The following is a 20,904-nucleotide window of genomic DNA, read 5'->3' as shown; positions in this document are numbered from 1 at the left end:
CATCTTTTTATAAATTATAAACTGTCTTTACTCTTTGTTGTAATGTTTCGCTATTAGGCATAATTTTAGCCTCTCCTGCGATAAATAAATAACGATATAAAATTTCAGGAACCAATTTTAATTCCTCTTCAGATAAAATATTTGGTAAAATTTCACGACATGCTGTTTCTACATGATCTGCTGTCCAATAATCCGGAAATTCATTGAAATTTCCAAGCATAACAATATGAAACAACTCCACAATATTTGAAAATTGAGCTTGAACTTCTTTTGACATATCTCTAGATAGTGAATCAGAATTTAAAATAGTCTTACAAATCTCTCGAATTGTTTGCATCATGACATCAACTTGATTTAAAGAATCTTCATCAAAGTCATAATTTTCATCTTCTGTAGAATCAATTAAATCGTCCATAAATTCATGAGCAGCTTCTAAATAATCTACTTTCAAAATCGGTATTTTAGTTTTCTTACAAAAGTCAGCAAATACATCAATAACTTCTTGATGATCTGAGACTAAACAAGCAGGTCTAAATTTTAAATCTCTACTTAATGTTCTTGCAAATTTTGATAAAACTTCATCATAACTTTCTCGACTCGAATCCGTCATCTCAGCTAGAACTAATTGCTTTGAATCTTTATCTAAAATCGCTGTAATCATTGGAAAAAATCCTCTGGCACTAGGTTTTGTTTGAACGGGGTCAGGCAATAAAAACTGAGTGACTTCAAACACCATATCATACTGTGGTAACTTCATAATACGGTACGCTTCTAATTCATTATGATATGTAATTTGCAAATCAGAAATTTGTTCCAAAAATAAATTCATTGAAACTTTAATCGTATTCCACTCAGCTTGTTCATTTTGAACACGGATAAAAATTTGATCACCAGTTGCGTTAATTTGATTCGTCTGAATGAGGTTAGCTAACTGAGTTGCTTGCTCAAGTGCTGTGGCTAAAAAACGGCATTGCCATCCATCCTCAAGCTCAGCTGGTAAAAATCCTGCTTTATAATCTCGAAACTGTGGCCATTCCTTAGTACCTTTAAATTTTAAACCTAATACTTTGATTTGTTCAATATCTTTATCAGATAACTGACTTCTATCTTCAAAGCTAGAAACTAAACAAGTTTGTCCCCATAATGTTTTAAAATAATTTGGGTGCCACAGCTCATCATCACTTAATTCTAACATCTGTAAATACCCTTTCAATCCTTCTATCCCTAAATAAACATTCAAAGCTAAATGTTTTCCTTTTTGGCCCAAAATACAGCAAAATCCAGTCAAATTAGTTTCCGGATCTTGCACCGCAAATAATTGATGCTCCGTCATAAAATTCCATGGACTGAAATATTTAAAATCCATAGACGCTTGATATAATCGGCTCCATTCAGTAACAGTTGGCATCCTACTCCTCCTTATTAATCGTTTAAATTATTATGGTAAAATAAGGTTTTTGTTACACATAAAAGTATAATTTTTATTTCAAAAAAAATTAGAATGCACTATTCTTGACCATCTTTTTTGAATTTTGTTAAAGTAAGATTAGAAATAAATTAAAAATATCACAATATATAAATATAGATATAGTTCATACTACTTATAGGAATAATTCCGTAATTTATTTCAAATTTGACTGTTGGAGGGTAATGTATGATTCAGACTGTAGCCTTAAATAATGATGTTCATTGGTTAGGAATTCTTGACCCAAATCTTGATGTCTTTGATATCATCATGGAGACAAAATACGGAACAACTTATAACTCTTATTTAGTTAACACAACTGAAGGAGCAATTCTAATTGAAACAGTAAAAGAAAAATTCTTTGATTCATATTTAGAAAAAATTAAAGAAACAATTGGGGACTTAGAAAATATTAAGTACATTATCACCAATCATACAGAACCAGATCATGCTGGTTCAATTGGACGTTTAGTAAAACTTCTTCCTAATATTACAGTTATCGGTTCGAAAACGGCCATTACTTATTTAAAAGATTTAATCAATATGGATTTTAACTATTTAACAGCCGAAAGTCTAAAAACTTTCACACTGGGAAATAAAACATTTGATTTCATCCCTGCTCCATTTTTACATTGGCCAGACTCAATGTACTCTTATTTAAAAACAGATAATATTTTATTTACTTGTGACTCATTCGGATCACATTATAGCCCGAAACATGGCATTAAATTATCTGAAGTACCAGAAAGCGAGGAAGCGAACTACCAAGATGCCCTACTTTATTACTACACGGCTATCTTTTCACCATTCAAACCTTATGTCTTAAAAGCAATTGATAAAATCAAAAATTTAAAAATCGAAATGATTTGTAATGGACATGGCCCTGTGCTTGATACTCGCATTGATGAAATCATTAATACATACAAAACATGGTCAACGGCACCACAAAAAGCCCATCATAAAAAAGTGGTCGTCCCTTATGTATCGGCTTATGGTTATACTGGGGAACTTGCCGAAGCTATCGTCAAAGGAATCCAAGAAGTAGACACATCTATCGACGTTGTAATGTATAACTTAGATATCTTAAATTATCCACAGAAAAAAGATGAAATCTTAGCAGCATTCGCTGATGCAGATGGAATTTTATTCGGAACATGTACAATCAATGGAGACGCACTTCCTATCATTTGGGACTTAGCAATCAATTTAAATCCAATCGTTCACGGTGGAAAAGTGGTATCATGCTTTGGATCTTATGGTTGGAGCGGTGAAGGTGTGGATAATATTATGGACCGTCTACATCAATTACGTATGAAAGTATTAGATGGATTCAAAATTAAATTCCGTGCATCAGATCGCGAAACAAAAGATGCTATCGATTATGGTAAATTATTTGCTAAATGCTTAATCGAAGGAAAAGTTCCTGCTCGAAAAAAAGCCGGAGCTACAAATACAGAAGACTTAAATCCAAGTGGAAAAGTTGTTTTATGGCGTTGCGTCATCTGTGGAGAAGTTTATCCTGGTGTATTACCTCCTGAAGTTTGTCCTGCTTGTGGAGTTGGTGCTGACTTATTCGAGCAATATGAAGAAGAAGTTATCACATTCAATTCAACTAAAGAAGAAAACTTCGTTATCGTTGGTAGTGGTGTAGCAGCAGTAAGTGCTGCAAATGCAATCCGTGCTCGTAATGAGGTAGCATCTATTACATTAATCAGTAAAGAAGCAAGCTATCCATACTACCGCCCTGCTTTATCTGATTTAATTGTTAAAGATGTACCGACTGAAGAATTCTACTTAAATCCTGAAGCGTATTACGCTGAAAAAAATATCACATTAAAATTAAGTACAACCGTTGAGTCATTAGATGCTACTAACAAATCACTTGTATTATCTGATGGAATTACAATGTCTTACGATAAATTAATCTTAGCAACTGGATCATCTAACTTTATCCCACCTATCAAAGGAGCAAATGCAGAAGGTGTGTTCAGCATTAAAGATAAAGAAGATGCATTAGCGTTACGTGAATACGCTAAAGGAAAATCTAAAGCTGTTATTATTGGTGGTGGAGTTTTAGGACTTGAAGCAGCTGATGCGTTACAAGAACTTGGATTACAAATCACAGTTATTGAAGCAGCCCCACGCATTATGCCACGTCAATTAGAAGAATCTGCATCAGCATTCATGCAAAATATTTTAGCTACTAAAAACATTAACCTAATTACTGAAGCATCTGCTCAAGAAATTGTAGCAAACAGCAATAAAGTAACAGGTGTTAAAGTTAACAATGAATTAATTGAAGCAGATTTAGTCGTTATCAGCGTTGGAGTTCGTGCAAATACAGGGTTAGCTGTGTCTGCTAACATTACTGTTGATCGTGGAATCGTTGTTAACGAAAACATGCAAACATCAGTTGCTGACATTTATGCTTGTGGTGATGTAGCACAGTTTGAAGGTATTTCAACAAACCTTTGGGCCCCAGCCATTGAACAAGGTAAAGTTGCCGGTACTAATGCTGTTGGTGATGTGGCAACATTCGCTAATCAAGTTGAACCATTATCATTAATTGCCTTTGATACAGAAATGTTCTCAGTGGGAACATATCCAACAGAAAACATGGAATCTTACCAAGTGATGATGGATTCAAATCCAGCAACAGGATTATTCAAAAAATTATACTTCAAAGATAATCACTTAGTTTATGGTGTCTTATTCAAAGATATCTCTAAAGCAAATGTTGTATTAAATGGAGTTCGTCAAGGTCATGACTATCAGACAGTGATGAGCAAAATGTTTAACTAAATAATAAAAAATCTAGAGCTCACGCTCTAGATTTTTTATTATTTATAAGATTTTAATGCACTACTTACAACCAATCCTTGCTGTTTTTTACCTGTTCGATTTAATAAGGTTGCATAATCAGTTAAAATTTGTTTAATTTCTTGTTTCGCATTTAAATTCGGATTAATTTCAAGTAATAAATGTTCTAATATTTTTGAGTTAAGGGTTTCCGATAACCCCGCTTCAGTCCACTCCATCGGACCTTCTTCTTTAGTTAATACTAACGTACTAAAAGCCATTGTCAGAACTTGTCCTGTGATTCCAATACGACTCGGATGCAGTAGTTGATACTCTATTAAAGATTTCATTATCGTAATAACATACTCTTCAATGAATTCGTCAAGTTCATCTGATATCTCTTCTTCATCATGTAAATCATCATGTTCTTCTGATTTCATACCAAGCATTGTATTTACAAATTCTTCACCTACAAATGTTGGTCCGACTTCACAGATAATTCCTGCTTTCTTGCAAAAATCAAGAATACTATCTTCTACAAATCCTTCGCTCACAATAATCTCATTTGGGCGATAATTTAACTCATTTAACATTAAATTAGCTAGATGTTCACTTAAATTTTCATATGATTTATAATAATCTACTTCAAGCTGAGGATTAAATACATATCCACTATCTATATCAGAAAGAACTGTAAGCATCGGAAATATAGCTCTATTTTGATCATCATCCCACGTTTCTTCAGGGAGCATTAATTGTAATATTTCCAAAGATTTATTCATCTTTTTGAGTTTTTTAATACGATGAAGTTTTAAATCATTTTGATATTTTGTTTCATAAGGGCGATGCTTCTTATCATTTAAAATATCTTCAGCTGGTACACATTGAATTTCACCATTTATCGAAATAATAAAATTATTTTCATCAACTATTACTTTATTAATTTGGATGGATTCAATTACCTCTACTAACTTATCTATAAGACGTGTTAAAATTTGGGCATCATTGTCATCTTCAAATAACCATGGACGAGAACCCGGATACCATCTTCTTAGAATTGGCCATTGTTTTTTTCCGCGGTAGCTTAATCCAAGAGATTTGATAAACTCATAGTCTTCCTTGATTAAATCTCCTCGATCTTCAAAGCTTAACATAAAACCTTGTTGACTAAATGTTGTTTTAAAAATTTGGGCTTCATTATAATTACATTCATCAGCCATAATTAAATCTAAATAATTGACTAAACCTTTTTCTCCTAAATAAACATTTAATCCATAATGTATCCCTTCTTGACCACATACTACACAATAATTACATTGACCTGTAATCTCATCTTCAATTATAATCATCGTATCCGGAGATAACACTTCCCACGGTTTTAATTTTTTAAATTTATTAATTTCTTCATATAAATCTAACCATATATTATTCATAGCCCACATCCTTAAAATTTAACCTATCTATATTATCGCAACACTTAGGTGAAATAAACATTAAAAGTTAGATTAGTATAATAATCCCACTTTTAATGTTTATTTTATCATAACAAAAACTTATTCATAAAAAAAAGAGCCGGTTGGCTCTTTTTTTATTATTAAAATTTGCTTTCATAGTCATAGATTGTACGTAAAATAGCTTCCATATCATGTACCATTGGCATTCTTGGATTAGCTGGTGTACATTGGTCCTCGTAAGCATTCATTGCCATACGATGTACTGATTCTTCCCAAGCATCAGCATCAATTCCTTGAGATTTAATATTACAAGGAACTCCAACTTTTTTACATAACTCTTCGCAGGCATCTGCAAACATCTCTACCCCTTCAGCTGGAGTTTTTGGATTTAATCCAATTAATTGAGCTAACTCCATGTATTTAATATCTGCTTTATAATTTTCAATTTTTGGCCAGATATTTAATTTTGTTGGAATCGTTCCGTTATAGCGGATTACGTGTGGTAATAAGATTCCGTTTGTACGTCCATGAGGAACGTGCCATTCTCCACCGATTTTGTGGGCTAATGAGTGATTCATTCCAAGGAATGCGTTGGCAAATGCCATCCCTGCAATCGTTCCAGCATTATGCATTTTTTCTCGTGCTTCAGGATCATTTTTTCCATTCTTAACTGAACGTTCTAAATAATCGAACACTAATTTAACAGCTTGTTTTGCTAATCCATCTGTAAAATCAGACGCTAAAATTGAAACATATGCTTCAATCGCATGTGTTAAAACATCAATTCCCGTATCAGAAGCAATCGATGCTGGCATACTCATTGCGAATTCTGGATCAACAATGGCAACAGTTGGCGTTAATGAATAGTCCGTTAATGGATATTTTTTATTAGCCGCTTTGTCTGTAATAACCGCAAATGGAGTTACTTCAGATCCCGTTCCAGATGTCGTTGGGATACAAATTAAGCTTGCTTTTTTACCGAGCTCTGGGAATTTAAAGGCACGTTTTCTAATATCCATGAATTTTTGTTTAATATCATCAAAGTTTACTTCAGGATGTTCATACATTAGCCACATAACTTTTGCAGCATCCATTGAAGATCCTCCACCTAATGCGATAATCGTATCAGGTTGGAATTTTCTCATTAATTCAACACCTTCATTAACTGTGTCGATACTTGGATCTGGTTCTACATCAAAGAATAATTCTAAATCAACTTTATTACGACGTCTTCTAATCACATCTTCAATTTTTGCAACGTAACCAAGATTATACATTCCTCTATCCGTGATAATCATGGCTTTTTCCATTTCCTTCATATCTCTTAAATATTTAATTGAATTTTTTTCAAAATAAACTTTAGGAGGAAGCTTTACCCATTGCATATTATTGTTACGGCGCCCGATGCGTTTAATATTTAGCAAGTTAATTGCACTCACGTTGTTAGAGACCGAATTGTGCCCATAAGATCCGCACCCTAAAGTCAAAGAAGGAATGAACGCATTATATACTGAACCAATCCCACCAAATGTCGATGGTGCATTTTCAATCACACGAATAGCTTTACATTTTAATCCAAATTGAACTGTAATATCATGATCTTGCGTATGAATCGCAGCTGAATGTCCAAGCCCGTTAAATTCAACCATTGCTGCCGATTTTTCGATTCCATCTTCCGTAGACGTCGCTTTTAACACCGCTAAAACTGGGGATAACTTTTCGCGTGTTAAAGGCTCGTTAGGTCCTACTTCTTGGCACTCAGCACAAATAATTTGAGTATCTTCAGGCACAACAAATCCAGCTTGCTGTGCAATCCATGTCACAGGTTTACCAACTACAGCAGGATTTAAGTGAGCATCATTTACATGATCACTATAAGCCGTGCATCCAAACATATAATTTTCTAATTTTGCTTTCTCTTCTTCATTAGCAAAATAAACTTTAAAACGGCACATTTCATCTTTAAAATCTTGATAAATTTCTTCATCAACAATGGCTGCTTGCTCAGAAGCACAAATCATTCCATTATCAAATGACTTAGATAACACGATATCATTGACTGCACGTTTTAATACACAAGTTTTCTCAACATATGCTGGCACATTTCCTGCCCCTACCCCAAGTGCTGGTTTTCCACATGAATAGGCGGCTTTAACCATCGCGTTACCACCTGTTGCTAAAATCGTTGCAATTCCTTTATGATTCATCAATGCAGATGTAGCGTACATTGAACGCATTCCTAACCATTGAATACAATCCTCAGGTGCTCCAGCAGCAATCGCCGCATCACGGATGACAGTCGCTGCTTGAACAGAACATTCATAAGCAGATGGATGGAATGAGAAAATAATTGGATTTCGTGTTTTTAATGCAATTAATGATTTAAAAATAACCGTAGACGTTGGATTTGTTGTTGGAATAATTCCACAAATCACTCCGACAGGTTCTGCAATTTCAGTAATTCCAGTTAGCGGATCTTCACTAATAATCCCCACTGTTTTTAAATGACGGAGGTTGCTCGTTACATACTCACAGGCAAATAAGTTTTTAACTGCCTTATCTTCAAAAACTCCACGCCCAGTTTCTTTAACAGCTGCTTCAGCTAACACACCATGTTGATCAAGCCCTGCAACTGAACATTTCGCTACAATATAATCCACAGTTTCTTGATTGAAAGATTCAAATTTTTCTAAAGCTACTAGTGCCTTTTGAACTAACTCATCGACATGAACATCAATTTCTTCATTAGTCCATTCCATCTTTTGTTCACTCATTATTCAAATTCCTCCCCATTTAAAATTTATATCTTATGCTACTACTATCCTTAGTATCAACAAGTCCTATATACTAAGCTCGATTCTTAAAATCTAAGAATCTATCTTACTGTCTATACAGATGTATTATAAAATTTCAAAAATTATTCCTGATTAATTCACTTTCTTATAGAAAAACGTTTTACTTTTTTTTATATTTAAATATTTTTTGTCTAAGGTACTATTCCTATGCTCATAACAAATATAATGATATAATTTCCATAATAAGGATGAAAAGAGGGATTGAAATGAAAAAGGTATTAGCAATCGTATTACTGTTTGTTACAATACTAGCTGGCTGTTCATCAAATGAAGTTGATTTACTATTCTCAAGCTTTGATGAAAAGTTGGTAAATAAAGATTTTGAAGGGTTATATCTTTTACTGAGTAGTGAATCACAGGCTGCCATCACCCAAGAAGAGTTTGTCACAAGATATAATAATATCTATTCTGGAATTGAGGCTAGCAACTTAAAAACTGAGATGGGAGAAATCGATACTGAAAATGAAGTAATCCCCTTCTCACTAACAATGGATACCGTAGCTGGAAACTTCTCGTCATCTGACTATGAACTTCCATATATCAAAGAAAATGGGGAATTAAAAATTTTATGGTCTGAAGCCTTAATCTTTCCGATGATGGAAAGTGGTGATAAAGTTCGCGTCGTGACGAAAAGTTCAACGCGCGGGAGTATTTTAGATCGAAACGGTGAAGCGTTAGCATCTGATGGAACATTAAAAATCATCGGAATTCATCCTGCTGAGTTTGACGATAATAATCGAGAAAGTAAAATTTCAGAGCTTGCTACCCTACTCGATATTGACGAAGATACCATTATAAAAAAACTAGACGCAAACTCAAATCCTGATTACTTTGTTCCAATTGTTACGGTTCTTCCTGGAACTTCACTTATACAATTTTTAAGTAATCGAGAACATGAAGGAATTTTAATTCGAAATACCCAAGGTCGAATCTATAAAAATGAAGAGGCGTTTGGCCGATTATTAGGGTATATTGGTGAAATTACAGCTGAACAATTAGAAGCGGACGAAGAAGGCATTTATACAAGAAATTCTTTAATTGGAAAAGCAGGACTTGAACAAGTTTATGAAGAAACGTTACGTGGAATTGATGGAATGGAAGTTTATATTGAACGAGATGGAACAAATATCGAAACCATTGCTTTAACAGAAGCTCGAAATGGATCTGATATCAAACTTTCAATTGATCCAAATTTACAGGTAAAAATTTATGAAACAATGAATGGTGAGAAAGGTTCAGCCACAGCTGTTGATCCAACAACAGGAGAAATTTTAGCTTTAGTTAGCTCACCTTCTTACAACTCAAATCGTTATACGACTTACATGACAAACAGTGAGAAACAACGTCGCGAAGCCATTAATTATGCAGATGAAGCCAATCGCTTCACTACCCTCTACTCACCTGGATCTACATTTAAATTAATTACTGCGGCAACTGGGCTTGAAAATGGAACTCTTGATCCTCAGGAAATCAAAACAATTGAAGGCTCAGAGTGGCAAAAAGAAAGTTCTTGGGGAAATTACAAAATTCACCGTATCAACGGGCAAACGCAAGTAAGTTTAAAAGAAGCTGTTAAATATTCAGACAATATCTACTTCGCCATGAATGCACTAGCTATTGGAAGTGATGCCTTCATTAAAGGAGCAGAAAAGTTTACAATCGGAACAGAATTAAATATTGGTTATCCCCTTAACACAAGTCAAGTCTCTAATAGTGGAGCACTAAGTAGCGATATCTTGCTTGCCGATAGTGGTTATGGACAAGGACAAGTGATGGTTACAACTTTAAACATGGCACTCGCTTACAGTATGCTATCAAATAACGGAAATATCATGAATCCAAACTTGGTATTAAATGACTCAACAACTCCTACAATCTTAAAAGAATCTATTGTTTCAACTGATCATTTAACGATTCTACAAGACGTCTTTTCTGCAGCTGTTGAAGATAGTGATGGAACCGGTCATCTAGCTAAAATCGATGGTGTAAAACTTGCTGGAAAAACAGGTACAGCTGAAATCAAACAATCTCAAGGTGAAACTGGAAGTGAAAATGGATGGTTCGTTGCAACTGACTTAGATAACTCAAAAATATCAATAGCCGTTGTCGTTGAAGATGTTCAAAACGGTCTTGGGACACTAGGCGTTGTTTCAATGGTCGGAGATATTTTAAAAGCATACTTAAAATAAAGACAAAAAAGCTTAGAAAACCTCACATAGGTAATCTAAGCTTTTTATTATTTTCACTCCACTCACTTACTTAACACGGTATGAACCTGTTGCAACAACCTCTATTTTTTCAATATATGGCTCTTTACGGCATTCGAGGATTTTGATTATTAGATTATCCGTAACTATTGGCTCAAAAATTGCAATTTTTGAAAAACCAATGATTGTCCCCTCATATATTTTATTTTTATCGGAATAAATAAAAAAACACTCAACTCGCTGAGATTTTGTTGTATCTTCTGAAATCCGTATACGGTCAACAGACTGCTTTTCAAAGGTCATTTTTATGTTAAAGCCATCAGTAGAACGTTCAATCTTCACATTATCTATTACTAAGTCATCTTCTTTTTTTATCCACTGTCCCATTTCACGCAAACGTTCAATATCCCTCTCATCAAGCAAACCATTTTTATCAGGAGGAATGTTCAATAGCATAAGCGAGTTATTCCCGACAGAATTATAATAGATTTTCATCAGATGATGAAGCGACTTAGGACTTTGCGTTAAGTGATAAAACCATCCTTCACGAATTGAAACATCTACCTCAGCAGGATACCACATAAATTCATCAAAATGACTTAAGAATTCACGTGATCCCATATCAGGCAACATAATATCTTGGCAACGCTGTTGAAATTTCTTCATATCATGGTCTGTCTGACAATTTGCTACAAAATTCTGTTGTTCATATTGAAATTTTGGAACGACATTCCATTCACTTTCACGAGTTTTTCCACTTTCATTCCCTATCCAACGAACATCAGGAGCACAACCGGACATCACAATATCAGGTTGTAATTCAATTGCTGTAGTCCAAATACGTTCAAAATCATATTTTTGAACTGGCTTACCATCTTCTTTGGCACCACATGCACCATCTAACCAAAGCATAAATATTTCACCGTAATTAGTTAATAGTTCTGTTAACTGTTTGATATAAAAATCATTATACTCAGGAGTTCCATAACAATCTGCATTTCTATCCCACGGAGAAAGATAAACCCCGAATTTAAGTCCATATTTTTTACAGCTATTCGCAACCTCCTGTACCACATCTCCCTCACCGTTTTTATAAGGACTATTTTTAATTGAGTGCTCTGTTGTTTGGGTTGGCCACAAACAAAATCCATCATGGTGCTTGCAAGTTAAGATAATCCCTTTCATTCCCGCATCAGCAATCGCACGACACCACTGATCCGTATCTTGATTTTTAGGATTAAATAAACTTTCTTCCTCCCTGCCATTTCCCCATTCTTTATCCGTAAACGTGTTGATACCGTAATGAATGAAGGCATAGTATTTCATTTCCTGAATGATGAGCTGACGATGATTGGGAACTATACTAGTATACATGTCCAATCTGTGATCCAAAGTAATCTCCCCTTATAAAATATTAGAATCATCTTAATAGTACTGCCATATAACGTATTGTTGAAAGTGTAAAAATTCAAGAATAACTCGTTATTTTACTGTATTTAAAACTAAAAAATGTACGCTATGGAATAGACTTTTTACATTGTCTATCCTATAGCGTACATACTAATTTCTTTTATAACAGTCTTTTAATATCTTCTACAATCAAATCTTCTCTTAGGCGGTATCGTTCATATAATAGGTTAATATCCTCACGATCCGTAAATTCTTTTGTTGCACCGTAATTTAAAACTTTGATCTCTTTATCCGCGTAGAATCTTGAGATTTTTTCACCAAATCCACCATCAAGAACACCGTCTTCTAGTGTCACGATTATCTGATGATTAGCTAATAATTGTGTCAGTAAAGCTTCGTCAATTCCACTAGCAAAACGAGGATTGATTAACGTTGCCTCGATACCTGTTATAGATTTTAACTTTTCTTGAACGTTTTGACCTAATGTATAAAATGAGCCTAATGCTAAAATAGCAACCTTGCTTCCATCATTCATTTTTTGATAACAATTTAGTTGACTGAAGTTAGGTGCAACCTCTTCTTTTGTCGAAATAACAGGACCTCCAGGTACTCGCACCACAACCGGATGCTCATTTTGTTCAAGTCCCCATTCTACCATGGCTAGATATTCTTCCTTAGTCGTAGGAGCTAGATAAACGATATTTGGAATATTTGAGACAAGCGCAATATCAAATACACCTAAATGAGTAACATCAGCCGAAGAAATTCCGCTACCAAATACTAAAATCAGCGCAGGATTATTATTGATGGCTAAATCTTGAGACAATTGGTCATATGTTCGTTGAATGAATGAGCTGTAAAGACCAAGAACAGGTTTTGCACCTTGAGAGGCTAATCCTGATGCTAGCGCAACGGCATGTTCTTCTGCAATTCCAACATCCATAAATTGTTCAGGGAATTCATATCTAAACTTATTTAATCCTACAACCCCTGGTGTTCCAGCTGTAATCGCAATGACTTTTTCATCTGTTTTAGCTTTCTCACATAAGAAATTATCTATAATTTGACCATAGTTTTCACCATTGAAACTGTAAAGTTGTTTCCCCGTCTCTAAATTAAACGGTCCTACATAATGGAAACCTTCTTTATTTGATTCTGATGGTTTATATCCTTTTCCTTTGACCGTATACATATGAATGACAACAGGTTTCTCGGTATCTTTTACTTCTGAGAATACATTAATTAAAGCATCAATATCATGACCATTTGGAACAAAGCGATAATCAAATCCAAGTGATTTAAAGAAGTTATTTTCACAGGTTCCATTCGATTGACGAAGTTCAGCTAAGTTTTTATATAAACCACCATGGTTGACAGCAATCGACATATCATTATCATTTACTAAGATAATCATATTTTTACCTGAGGCAGCAGCATTATTTAAACCTTCATAGGCTTCACCACCACTTAACGAACCATCTCCAATAACTGCAATAATATTTTCTTTTTCACCTTTAACATCGCGCGCTTTGGCAAGACCGCACGCCAAACTAATAGAAGTCGAGGTATGACCTACTGTAAAGAAATCATGTTCACTTTCTTTAGGTGAGCTATATCCTGTAATTGATGCAAATTGCTCAGGATCAATAAATCCATGTTTTCTTCCTGTTAAAATTTTATGTGGGTAACATTGATGTGAGACATCATATACAATTTTATCCACAGGTGAATTAAAAACATAATGCATTGCAATCGTTGCCTCTACCATTCCTAGATTCGGACCAAAATGCCCGCCTGTTTGACTCACCTTTTCTATAATAACTTGTCTAATTTCATCCGCTAATAATGGTAAGTCTTCCTGATTAAGCGCCTTTAAATCTTTCGGGGAATTTATACGATTTAAAATATTTAACTCCATTTAATTTCCTCCTTTATGTTTTCCTCAATCTCGAAGGATTTAGTTAATAAACAATGATTTACATCCCTGTCTTATCCTATTTTACTTTGAACCCTCTACAAAGAAAGTATCACCTATTCTTAACTTTAATATCCATCTGAAAGAGAGTATAACACCTGAAGTAAACTCTAACGCAATAGTGAAAATTAAATTTTTCAAAATAAGAAAAAGCTCCCTATAATAAGGAGCTTTTCGTTAATCTATTGTTTCTTTAACAGGCTTCTCTTCACTAACATAAGAATCTACCACATTTTCAAATTTCTTTATTTCTTCAATCATTAAGGTAGATGACGTTTGGTATTCTTTTTTCCCTGATAGACATCTCCTTCTTCTTTATACGCTATTTAAACCCTTTTATCAACTATCAACTTTGCATATCCTTTAAATAACTAAATTTGCTCTTCTAATAGTAGAACTTCAATCTCTTTATCAGGCCAATACCCCCACGATTCAACAATTTTACCATTAACAACTTTAAAGTTTTCCAATGCTTCAAAGCTGATTGTTTTATGTGTTGCACTAATTCCCATATACTCGCCAATATGTTTAGCCTCGTACCGAACTCTCGTTGCCACCTGTTCATTTTCTGCAAAAACGTCTAGTATTTCTATCTTAAGATTATCAAATATGTTAGCAATAATTTTTAAAATATTAACTGCATCATGATTACTTCTAGCTGACGCTGGACTATGATCAATATAATCTTCACTTAAAATTTTTAAGACATACTCATAATTCTTCACATACCCTTCAATAAAAAAAGCGATGACTATTTCTTTTTCACTCATTTACAACTTCAACTCCTCTCCTTCTTTATAAATTTATGTACTTAAAATTGATTCTTTACTTCTTAATTTATTATTTATTCCTTATAAAAAAAGCTTGGAAAAACTTTAAAATAAAGGTTCTCCAAGCTTTCTAATATTATTCCCACTCAATTGTTGCAGGCGGTTTAGATGTAATGTCATACACTACGCGGTTAACGTGTGCGACTTCGTTTACGATACGAACAGAGATTTTTTGTAAAACATCAAATGGGATACGTGCCCAATCTGAAGTCATACCATCAATTGACGTTACGGCACGAACAACAACCGTATGGTCATATGTACGCTCATCTCCCATTACCCCAACTGATTTAATGTTAGGTAACGCAGTGAAATATTGCCATACATCGCGTTCAAGTCCTGCTTTTTTGATTTCTTCACGTAAAATGAAATCTGACTCACGAACGATTTCTAATTTCTCTTCTGTCACTTCACCTAAAACACGAATTCCAAGACCAGGTCCAGGGAATGGTTGACGGAAGACAATTTCTTCTGGTAATCCAAGCTCAAGTCCTAATTGACGAACTTCATCTTTGAATAAAGTGTTCAGCGGTTCAATTAATTCGAACTCCATATCTTCAGGTAATCCCCCTACGTTATGGTGTGATTTAATTGTTTGAGCTGTATCAGTACCAGATTCAATAATATCTGTATAAAGAGTTCCTTGTGCTAAGAACTTCATGTCTTTTAATTTAGCAGATTCTTCATCAAAGCAATAAACAAACTCATTACCAATAATTTTACGTTTTTGCTCAGGATCAGAAACACCTTTTAATTTATTTAAGAAACGTTCTTGTGCATCAATTTTGATGAAGTTCATATTGAATTTTCCATCAAATGTTTCAACAACACTTTCCGCTTCTCCTTTACGAAGTAATCCATGATCAACGAACATACATGTTAATTGATCTCCGATAGCACGGTGAATTAATGCTGCAACAACAGATGAATCAACCCCACCACTTAAGGCACATAATACATTTTCAGATCCAACTTGAGCGCGGATTTTTTCTACTTGCTCATCAATGAAGTTTTTCATTGACCAGTTAGCCTCTGCACCACAAACATTAAAGATAAAGTTCTTTAAAATTTGTGAACCATACACTGAGTGTTGTACTTCAGGATGGAATTGAACTAAATAAATGTTACGTTCTTCATTTGAAGCTGCTGCAATTGGACATGAATCGCTGCTAGCATCAACAACAAATCCTTCTGGTAACTTTGTTACATGATAACCATGACTCATCCATACCACTTGTTCTTGTGGCATATCTTGATATAATTTATTCACATTTTTAATTGTGATTTCTGCTTTTCCATACTCACGTTGTTCAGCACGTTCTACTACTCCACCGTGCATATGAGTTGTTAATTGCATTCCGTAGCAAATCCCTAAAATCGGTAATCCTAAGTTAAAGATTTCAGGATCAACTGTAAATGCACCTTCTTGTGTGACACTATTAGGACTTCCACTGAAGATAATTCCTTTAACATTTGGCATTTGCTTGATTTCTGCTGCCGTTAACTTATGTGATTTTAATTCACTATATACTCCGAATTCACGAATACGGCGAGTAATTAACTGATTATATTGACTACCAAAGTCTAATACAATAACCTCATCATGTTGCATATGTCCTTCACCTCTTTTTACTAGTTTGTTTTTTGCTTCGATATTTTATAGGATGACCGCCTAAAAATTTCTTATTTAAGATTATATAGTAAAAAATGAACTTTTGTCACCCTCATTATGACAAAATGTTCATTTTTTCTACTATAAGTTACTTACTGCATGATGAAATGTAATAGGAAAATAACTGCTAATCCCCACATAACTGGATGAACTTCTTTAGAACGACGTGCTGCTACCATCATGATTGGATATAATAAGAACCCTGATGCAATCCCTTCAGCGATTGAATATCCAAGTACCATCATAATAATAGTTACGAATGCTGGAATTGATGTCTCGATGTTTTTCCACTCAATGTCACCTAAAGAAGAAGCCATTAAAATACCTACAACAATTAAGGCTGGTGCTGTTACAGCTGAAGTAACAACTGATAATAAGCCTGAGCAGAATAACATAATTAAGAAACATAATGCAGTAAAGACTGAAGTTAATCCAGTACGTCCACCCGCTTCAACTCCTGTTAATGATTCAACGAAAGAAGTTGTTGAAGATGTTCCTAAAACGGCACCAACAACAGTAGCAGTTGAATCGGCAAGTAATGCTTTATCTCCATCTACTAAATGACCTTTTTCATCTACTAAACCTGCACGTGCTCCAACAGCCATTAAAGTTCCCGCCGTATCAAAGAAATCGACGAATAAGAATGAGAAAATAACTGGAATCATTTCTACTGTGAAAATACTTGGTAAGGCTTCAAATAATGCACCAAATGTTGGTTTTAAAGAAGGAACTGATGCAATAATTTGCGTTGGTAATTCAACCACACCTAAAATCATTCCGACAACAGCTGTCACAATCATACCAATAAAGATAGCTGCTGGTGTTTTACGAACTAATAAAATTAACGTTACAACTAATCCAATTACTGTAATTAATACATTTGGATCTGTGAAATCTCCGATTCCAACTAATGTTGCATCGTTATTAACGATGATTCCTGAATTTTGGAATCCTAAAAAAGCAATGAAAAATCCGATTCCTGTTCCAACAGCATGTTTTAACGATGTTGGAATACTATTAATAATTAATTCACGTAACCCAGTTGCTGATAAAATAATGAATAAAATTCCTGAGATAAAGATACCTGCTAAAGCTTGTTGCCAGCTATATCCCATCATTAAAACAACGGTATAAGAGAAGAATGCATTCATTCCCATCCCTGGAGCAAGTGCTACTGGGAAGTTAGCGAATAATCCCATAATTAATGTTCCAATAGATGCTGCTAAAATTGTTGCTGTAAAGACAGCGCCTGTATCCATTCCCGCAGCTCCAAGTGTATTTGGATTAACGAAAATGATGTACGCCATTGATAAGAATGTTGTAACTCCGGCAATAAATTCTTTTGAAACAGTTGTGCCACGTTCTTCTAATTTGAAGAATTTGTTCATGTCGGTACTCCTCCCAATTCTTCTCCTTCTCTCGGCTCGTAAATTAAAAAGGTAAGTATCACGGATCTATCTAATTTCCTACTCCAATGAACAAAGATAGAATGTCCTCCCCCGTAATACTTACCTAAAAAACAAAAGGGACTTCCAGCTAAAAATGCTGAAAGTCCCTACTTATGGTAAATCAGAAATCAAAAAAATAATTGGCCTATTTTCTTAATAACTGATAAAACCCGTAGTCTACTCATTTACGGTGAGTAGGTAGAGACTTTCGGACCATATTTCCGATGATATACGAGAGAAAAGATTCAATTTACTACTTAAATATAAGGTCTATACCTATAAAAGTCAATGATTTTCCACAGAAAATTTACACCTTTTTTGTATTTTATTGTAAAAATGTAAATAATGATTTTTATTTTCATAATTTAAGCTAGTAAAAAAGCGATTATATCTATAATCGCCTCATTCAACGTAAAGAAATATTCTCTTAATTTTGTTAATAACACACCAAATCAATTTTAAGACAATATAAATAAGATATCCCCAAAAAACCCCCAGTGTGTTTACCATTAAATCATCGACATTAAATCCTCGATAAGCATATCCAGTTACTAAGTCGTACGTTAATTGCAAAGATTCTATACATAAAGAGGTCATAAAACCAATTAGTGTTATATTTACTAAATTCCACTTATGCTTTTTAAATAGAATCGGAAAATAAAAACTCAATGGCATTAACAACAAAAAATTCCCGACCGTTGTAATATGAAATAGATTTCCCCATTTCATAAAATCGAATAATTCAAAATTATGCCGTCTTTCAAGTAAAATTCCACATTCAGACTCTCGCTTTAAAATCTCAATATAATTTGGATTAATTGGAATCGGAAAGAAAACTAACCGAATGACATTTAAAACATAAAAAACAAAACTCGTGACTAATAAACACTTCCATATCGAATTCGTACTATTAAATCGGCGATAAAAAAACAAAAAAATCACTGACAAAATAACAGTAACCCAAAAATTAAAGTGAATAACTGATGTTGCCTCTAAATGTTGAATTTGATTATACAACTCTCTTAAATCACTACAAGTTGTTAACATCATCGTTTTTTCCTCTATTTCGTTACTTTGATAACATCTGTTTTCATAACATAATCTTGAAATGCGCGTAACGGTTGTTTACGAATCGATTGATACGTTAATAAAATAGCATTAAAAATAACCACAAATCCTGAAGTCATAGAAGATAATAAAAATTTTAATAAGAAATCACGTTTAAAATAATCACTAACTGTCATTTCCTTTTGGTTTTGTTTTACTTCTTTAATTTTCATGATACGTTTTCCAACTGTTTGCCCGGGCATACGAACTGGAATATAAATAAAATAAATGAATACATAAATAAGTTGTAGCATAATCATCGCTATGACAACTTGTAATCCAAAAGTTTGTCCAGCATTATCGAATGAAATAAAAATAAACTGTGCATTTCCATAGAAGATTAACAATAATAAAATAAAATCAATAAAAAAAGCTACCCCTCTTCGTATTAACATCTCAAACATGCGCATCACTCCTCTAGCCATTTTAAATTTTGTCCTAATGTCCATTGTTTGATTCTTCTATCTCACAAAAATAATTATACATGACAATTGAAAACGCATAAATGAAATAATATTAATTTTTAAAACTTTCCTCATAATTAAAGATAAAAAATTCCAAAATATAGTATAATACGTTACATAGATTTCAAATTAAATTAGAAATGGGGAATAGCGATGAATTTTGATCACTCATATTTTTATTCATTAGCAACAGATATTTTAATGACACCCAGTCCAAGTGGTTATACACAGGCTGTGATTGAAAAAATTGCAACTTATGCAAAAGAATTAGGTTTATCAGCTGTTAAATCAAATAAAGGAAATCTAATTGTCACATTTGAAGGATTAGATTCTACAAAAGTTCTTGGACTTTCTGCTCACGTCGATACACTTGGATTGATGGTTCGCTCAATTAGTGCTGATGGAACATTACGCTTAACATCAATTGGTGGAAATCAAATGATGACGCTTCTTGGAGAATACTGCACTGTTCATACCCGTGATGGAAAAGCTTATACCGGAACAATCTTAAGCCTTGCCCCAGCTTCACATGTTTATGAAGATTGTGGTAAAAAAGGGCAAACAGTCGATGAGTTAATGGTTCGTCTTGATGAAGTTGTGCTTTCAAAACAAGATGTTATTGATTTAGGGATTCAAAATGGGGATTTCATCTCAATCGATCCTAAAACCACAATCACAGAAAGTGGGTTCATTAAATCCCGTCACATCGATGACAAAATTAGTGTTGCCATCATCTTTACTGTTTTCAAATCTTTACTAGAAGCAAACATCAAACCTAATCACACGATTCAATTCGTTGTTTCAACATACGAAGAAGTAGGTCATGGAGCAGCTTCATTACCAGCTAACATCACACGTATGATTGCTGTTGATATGGGCTGCATTGGTAAAGATTTATCATGTACAGAATATGACGTCTCAATCTGTGCAAAAGACTCATCAGGTCCTTACGATTATGAAATGACATCGGAGTTAATTGAACTTTCTAAAAAGCATGAATTAGGATATGCTGTTGATATTTATCCATTCTACGGATCAGATGCATCAGCTGCTCTTCGTGCAGGTCATGATATAAAGGCTGCATTAATCGGACCAGGAGTTCATGCTTCCCATGGTGTAGAACGTACTCATATCGATGGATGTGTTAATGTTATGAAATTATTATCTGCTTATCTTACTGAAATTAAATTTTAATTAAAAAGGTGACTCCTAAACTAT

The 20,904-nt window shown here is 34.0% G+C and carries 13 protein-coding genes and 1 riboswitch; of the genes, 3 read left to right on the top strand and 10 right to left on the bottom strand.

Going from position 1 to position 20,904, the window contains the following annotated elements; all coding sequences use genetic code 11:
• Positions 1-7: 7 nt before the first annotated feature.
• On the bottom strand, positions 8-1,408 hold the full coding sequence (locus J6D32_RS11945) for a DUF7309 domain-containing protein (protein WP_287467714.1): 1,401 nt from the start codon (positions 1,406-1,408) through the stop codon (positions 8-10).
• Positions 1,409-1,654: 246 nt separating this feature from the next.
• Here J6D32_RS11945 and J6D32_RS11940 point away from each other — a divergent pair, with 246 nt between their 5' ends.
• Positions 1,655-4,267 carry an FAD-dependent oxidoreductase gene (locus J6D32_RS11940; protein WP_009606418.1) on the top strand — a complete coding sequence of 871 codons (2,613 nt, stop codon included), beginning with the start codon at positions 1,655-1,657 and terminating at the stop codon, positions 4,265-4,267.
• Positions 4,268-4,305: 38 nt separating this feature from the next.
• On the opposite strand, the gene J6D32_RS11935 is transcribed toward J6D32_RS11940, so the two are convergent.
• Together J6D32_RS11935 and adhE are read right to left on the bottom strand one after the other, a co-directional pair.
• Entirely contained in the window at positions 4,306-5,697 is a 1,392-nt protein-coding gene (locus J6D32_RS11935; RefSeq protein ID WP_055165284.1) for a DUF7309 domain-containing protein, read from the bottom strand.
• Positions 5,698-5,858: 161 nt separating this feature from the next.
• Positions 5,859-8,492: a bifunctional acetaldehyde-CoA/alcohol dehydrogenase gene (adhE, locus tag J6D32_RS11930; RefSeq protein WP_006783704.1), complete on the bottom strand. Its 2,634-nt coding sequence runs from the start codon at positions 8,490-8,492 to the stop codon at positions 5,859-5,861.
• Positions 8,493-8,779: 287 nt separating this feature from the next.
• Here adhE and J6D32_RS11925 point away from each other — a divergent pair, with 287 nt between their 5' ends.
• Positions 8,780-10,762 carry a penicillin-binding transpeptidase domain-containing protein gene (locus J6D32_RS11925; protein ID WP_195454690.1) on the top strand — a complete coding sequence of 661 codons (1,983 nt, stop codon included), beginning with the start codon at positions 8,780-8,782 and terminating at the stop codon, positions 10,760-10,762.
• 66 nt (positions 10,763-10,828) lie between these two features.
• On the opposite strand, the gene J6D32_RS11920 is transcribed toward J6D32_RS11925, so the two are convergent.
• From J6D32_RS11920 to J6D32_RS11890, 7 genes are all read right to left on the bottom strand, one after another.
• Positions 10,829-12,172: an alpha-L-fucosidase gene (locus J6D32_RS11920; RefSeq protein WP_238672914.1), complete on the bottom strand. Its 1,344-nt coding sequence runs from the start codon at positions 12,170-12,172 to the stop codon at positions 10,829-10,831.
• A gap of 178 nt (positions 12,173-12,350) precedes the next feature.
• Complete coding sequence (locus J6D32_RS11915; RefSeq protein ID WP_009606891.1) at positions 12,351-14,108, bottom strand: 1-deoxy-D-xylulose-5-phosphate synthase; 1,758 nt, start codon at positions 14,106-14,108, stop codon at positions 12,351-12,353.
• Positions 14,109-14,536: 428 nt separating this feature from the next.
• A complete protein-coding gene (locus J6D32_RS11910; protein ID WP_055165290.1) occupies positions 14,537-14,935 on the bottom strand; it encodes an ester cyclase in 399 nt (132 codons plus the stop codon).
• Positions 14,936-15,071: 136 nt separating this feature from the next.
• Positions 15,072-16,607: a glutamine-hydrolyzing GMP synthase gene (gene guaA / locus J6D32_RS11905; RefSeq protein WP_009606881.1), complete on the bottom strand. Its 1,536-nt coding sequence runs from the start codon at positions 16,605-16,607 to the stop codon at positions 15,072-15,074.
• 152 nt (positions 16,608-16,759) lie between these two features.
• Positions 16,760-18,055, bottom strand: coding sequence for an NCS2 family permease (locus J6D32_RS11900; protein ID WP_006783698.1), 1,296 nt, complete (start codon positions 18,053-18,055; stop codon positions 16,760-16,762).
• Between the two features lie 213 nt (positions 18,056-18,268).
• A riboswitch (purine riboswitch) is annotated at positions 18,269-18,370 on the bottom strand.
• A gap of 147 nt (positions 18,371-18,517) precedes the next feature.
• Positions 18,518-19,165 (bottom strand): VanZ family protein, encoded by a 648-nt coding sequence (locus J6D32_RS11895; protein WP_006783697.1) that lies wholly within the window; start codon positions 19,163-19,165, stop codon positions 18,518-18,520.
• 11 nt (positions 19,166-19,176) lie between these two features.
• Positions 19,177-19,626 carry an RDD family protein gene (locus J6D32_RS11890; protein WP_006783696.1) on the bottom strand — a complete coding sequence of 150 codons (450 nt, stop codon included), beginning with the start codon at positions 19,624-19,626 and terminating at the stop codon, positions 19,177-19,179.
• 213 nt (positions 19,627-19,839) lie between these two features.
• Here J6D32_RS11890 and J6D32_RS11885 point away from each other — a divergent pair, with 213 nt between their 5' ends.
• A complete protein-coding gene (locus J6D32_RS11885; protein ID WP_055165293.1) occupies positions 19,840-20,880 on the top strand; it encodes a M42 family metallopeptidase in 1,041 nt (346 codons plus the stop codon).
• The last annotated feature ends 24 nt before the right edge of the window (positions 20,881-20,904 follow it).

This window comes from Turicibacter sp., from assembly GCF_017941855.1.
Taxonomy (GTDB): domain Bacteria; phylum Bacillota_I; class Bacilli_A; order MOL361; family Turicibacteraceae; genus Turicibacter; species Turicibacter sanguinis.
This window is presented reverse-complemented; position numbering and strand designations above follow the sequence as displayed.

Coding starts and splice junctions, on each gene's coding strand:
- J6D32_RS11925 (WP_195454690.1), top strand. CDS start 8,780: ATGAAAAAGGTATTAGCAATCGTATTACTGTTTGTTACAATACTAGCT.
- J6D32_RS11885 (WP_055165293.1), top strand. CDS start 19,840: ATGAATTTTGATCACTCATATTTTTATTCATTAGCAACAGATATTTTA.
- J6D32_RS11945 (WP_287467714.1), bottom strand. CDS start 1,408: ATGCCAACTGTTACTGAATGGAGCCGATTATATCAAGCGTCTATGGAT.
- J6D32_RS11910 (WP_055165290.1), bottom strand. CDS start 14,935: ATGAGTGAAAAAGAAATAGTCATCGCTTTTTTTATTGAAGGGTATGTG.
- guaA (WP_009606881.1), bottom strand. CDS start 16,607: ATGCAACATGATGAGGTTATTGTATTAGACTTTGGTAGTCAATATAAT.
- J6D32_RS11935 (WP_055165284.1), bottom strand. CDS start 5,697: ATGAATAATATATGGTTAGATTTATATGAAGAAATTAATAAATTTAAA.
- J6D32_RS11940 (WP_009606418.1), top strand. CDS start 1,655: ATGATTCAGACTGTAGCCTTAAATAATGATGTTCATTGGTTAGGAATT.
- J6D32_RS11915 (WP_009606891.1), bottom strand. CDS start 14,108: ATGGAGTTAAATATTTTAAATCGTATAAATTCCCCGAAAGATTTAAAG.
- J6D32_RS11900 (WP_006783698.1), bottom strand. CDS start 18,055: ATGAACAAATTCTTCAAATTAGAAGAACGTGGCACAACTGTTTCAAAA.
- J6D32_RS11895 (WP_006783697.1), bottom strand. CDS start 19,165: ATGATGTTAACAACTTGTAGTGATTTAAGAGAGTTGTATAATCAAATT.
- J6D32_RS11890 (WP_006783696.1), bottom strand. CDS start 19,626: ATGTTTGAGATGTTAATACGAAGAGGGGTAGCTTTTTTTATTGATTTT.
- adhE (WP_006783704.1), bottom strand. CDS start 8,492: ATGAGTGAACAAAAGATGGAATGGACTAATGAAGAAATTGATGTTCAT.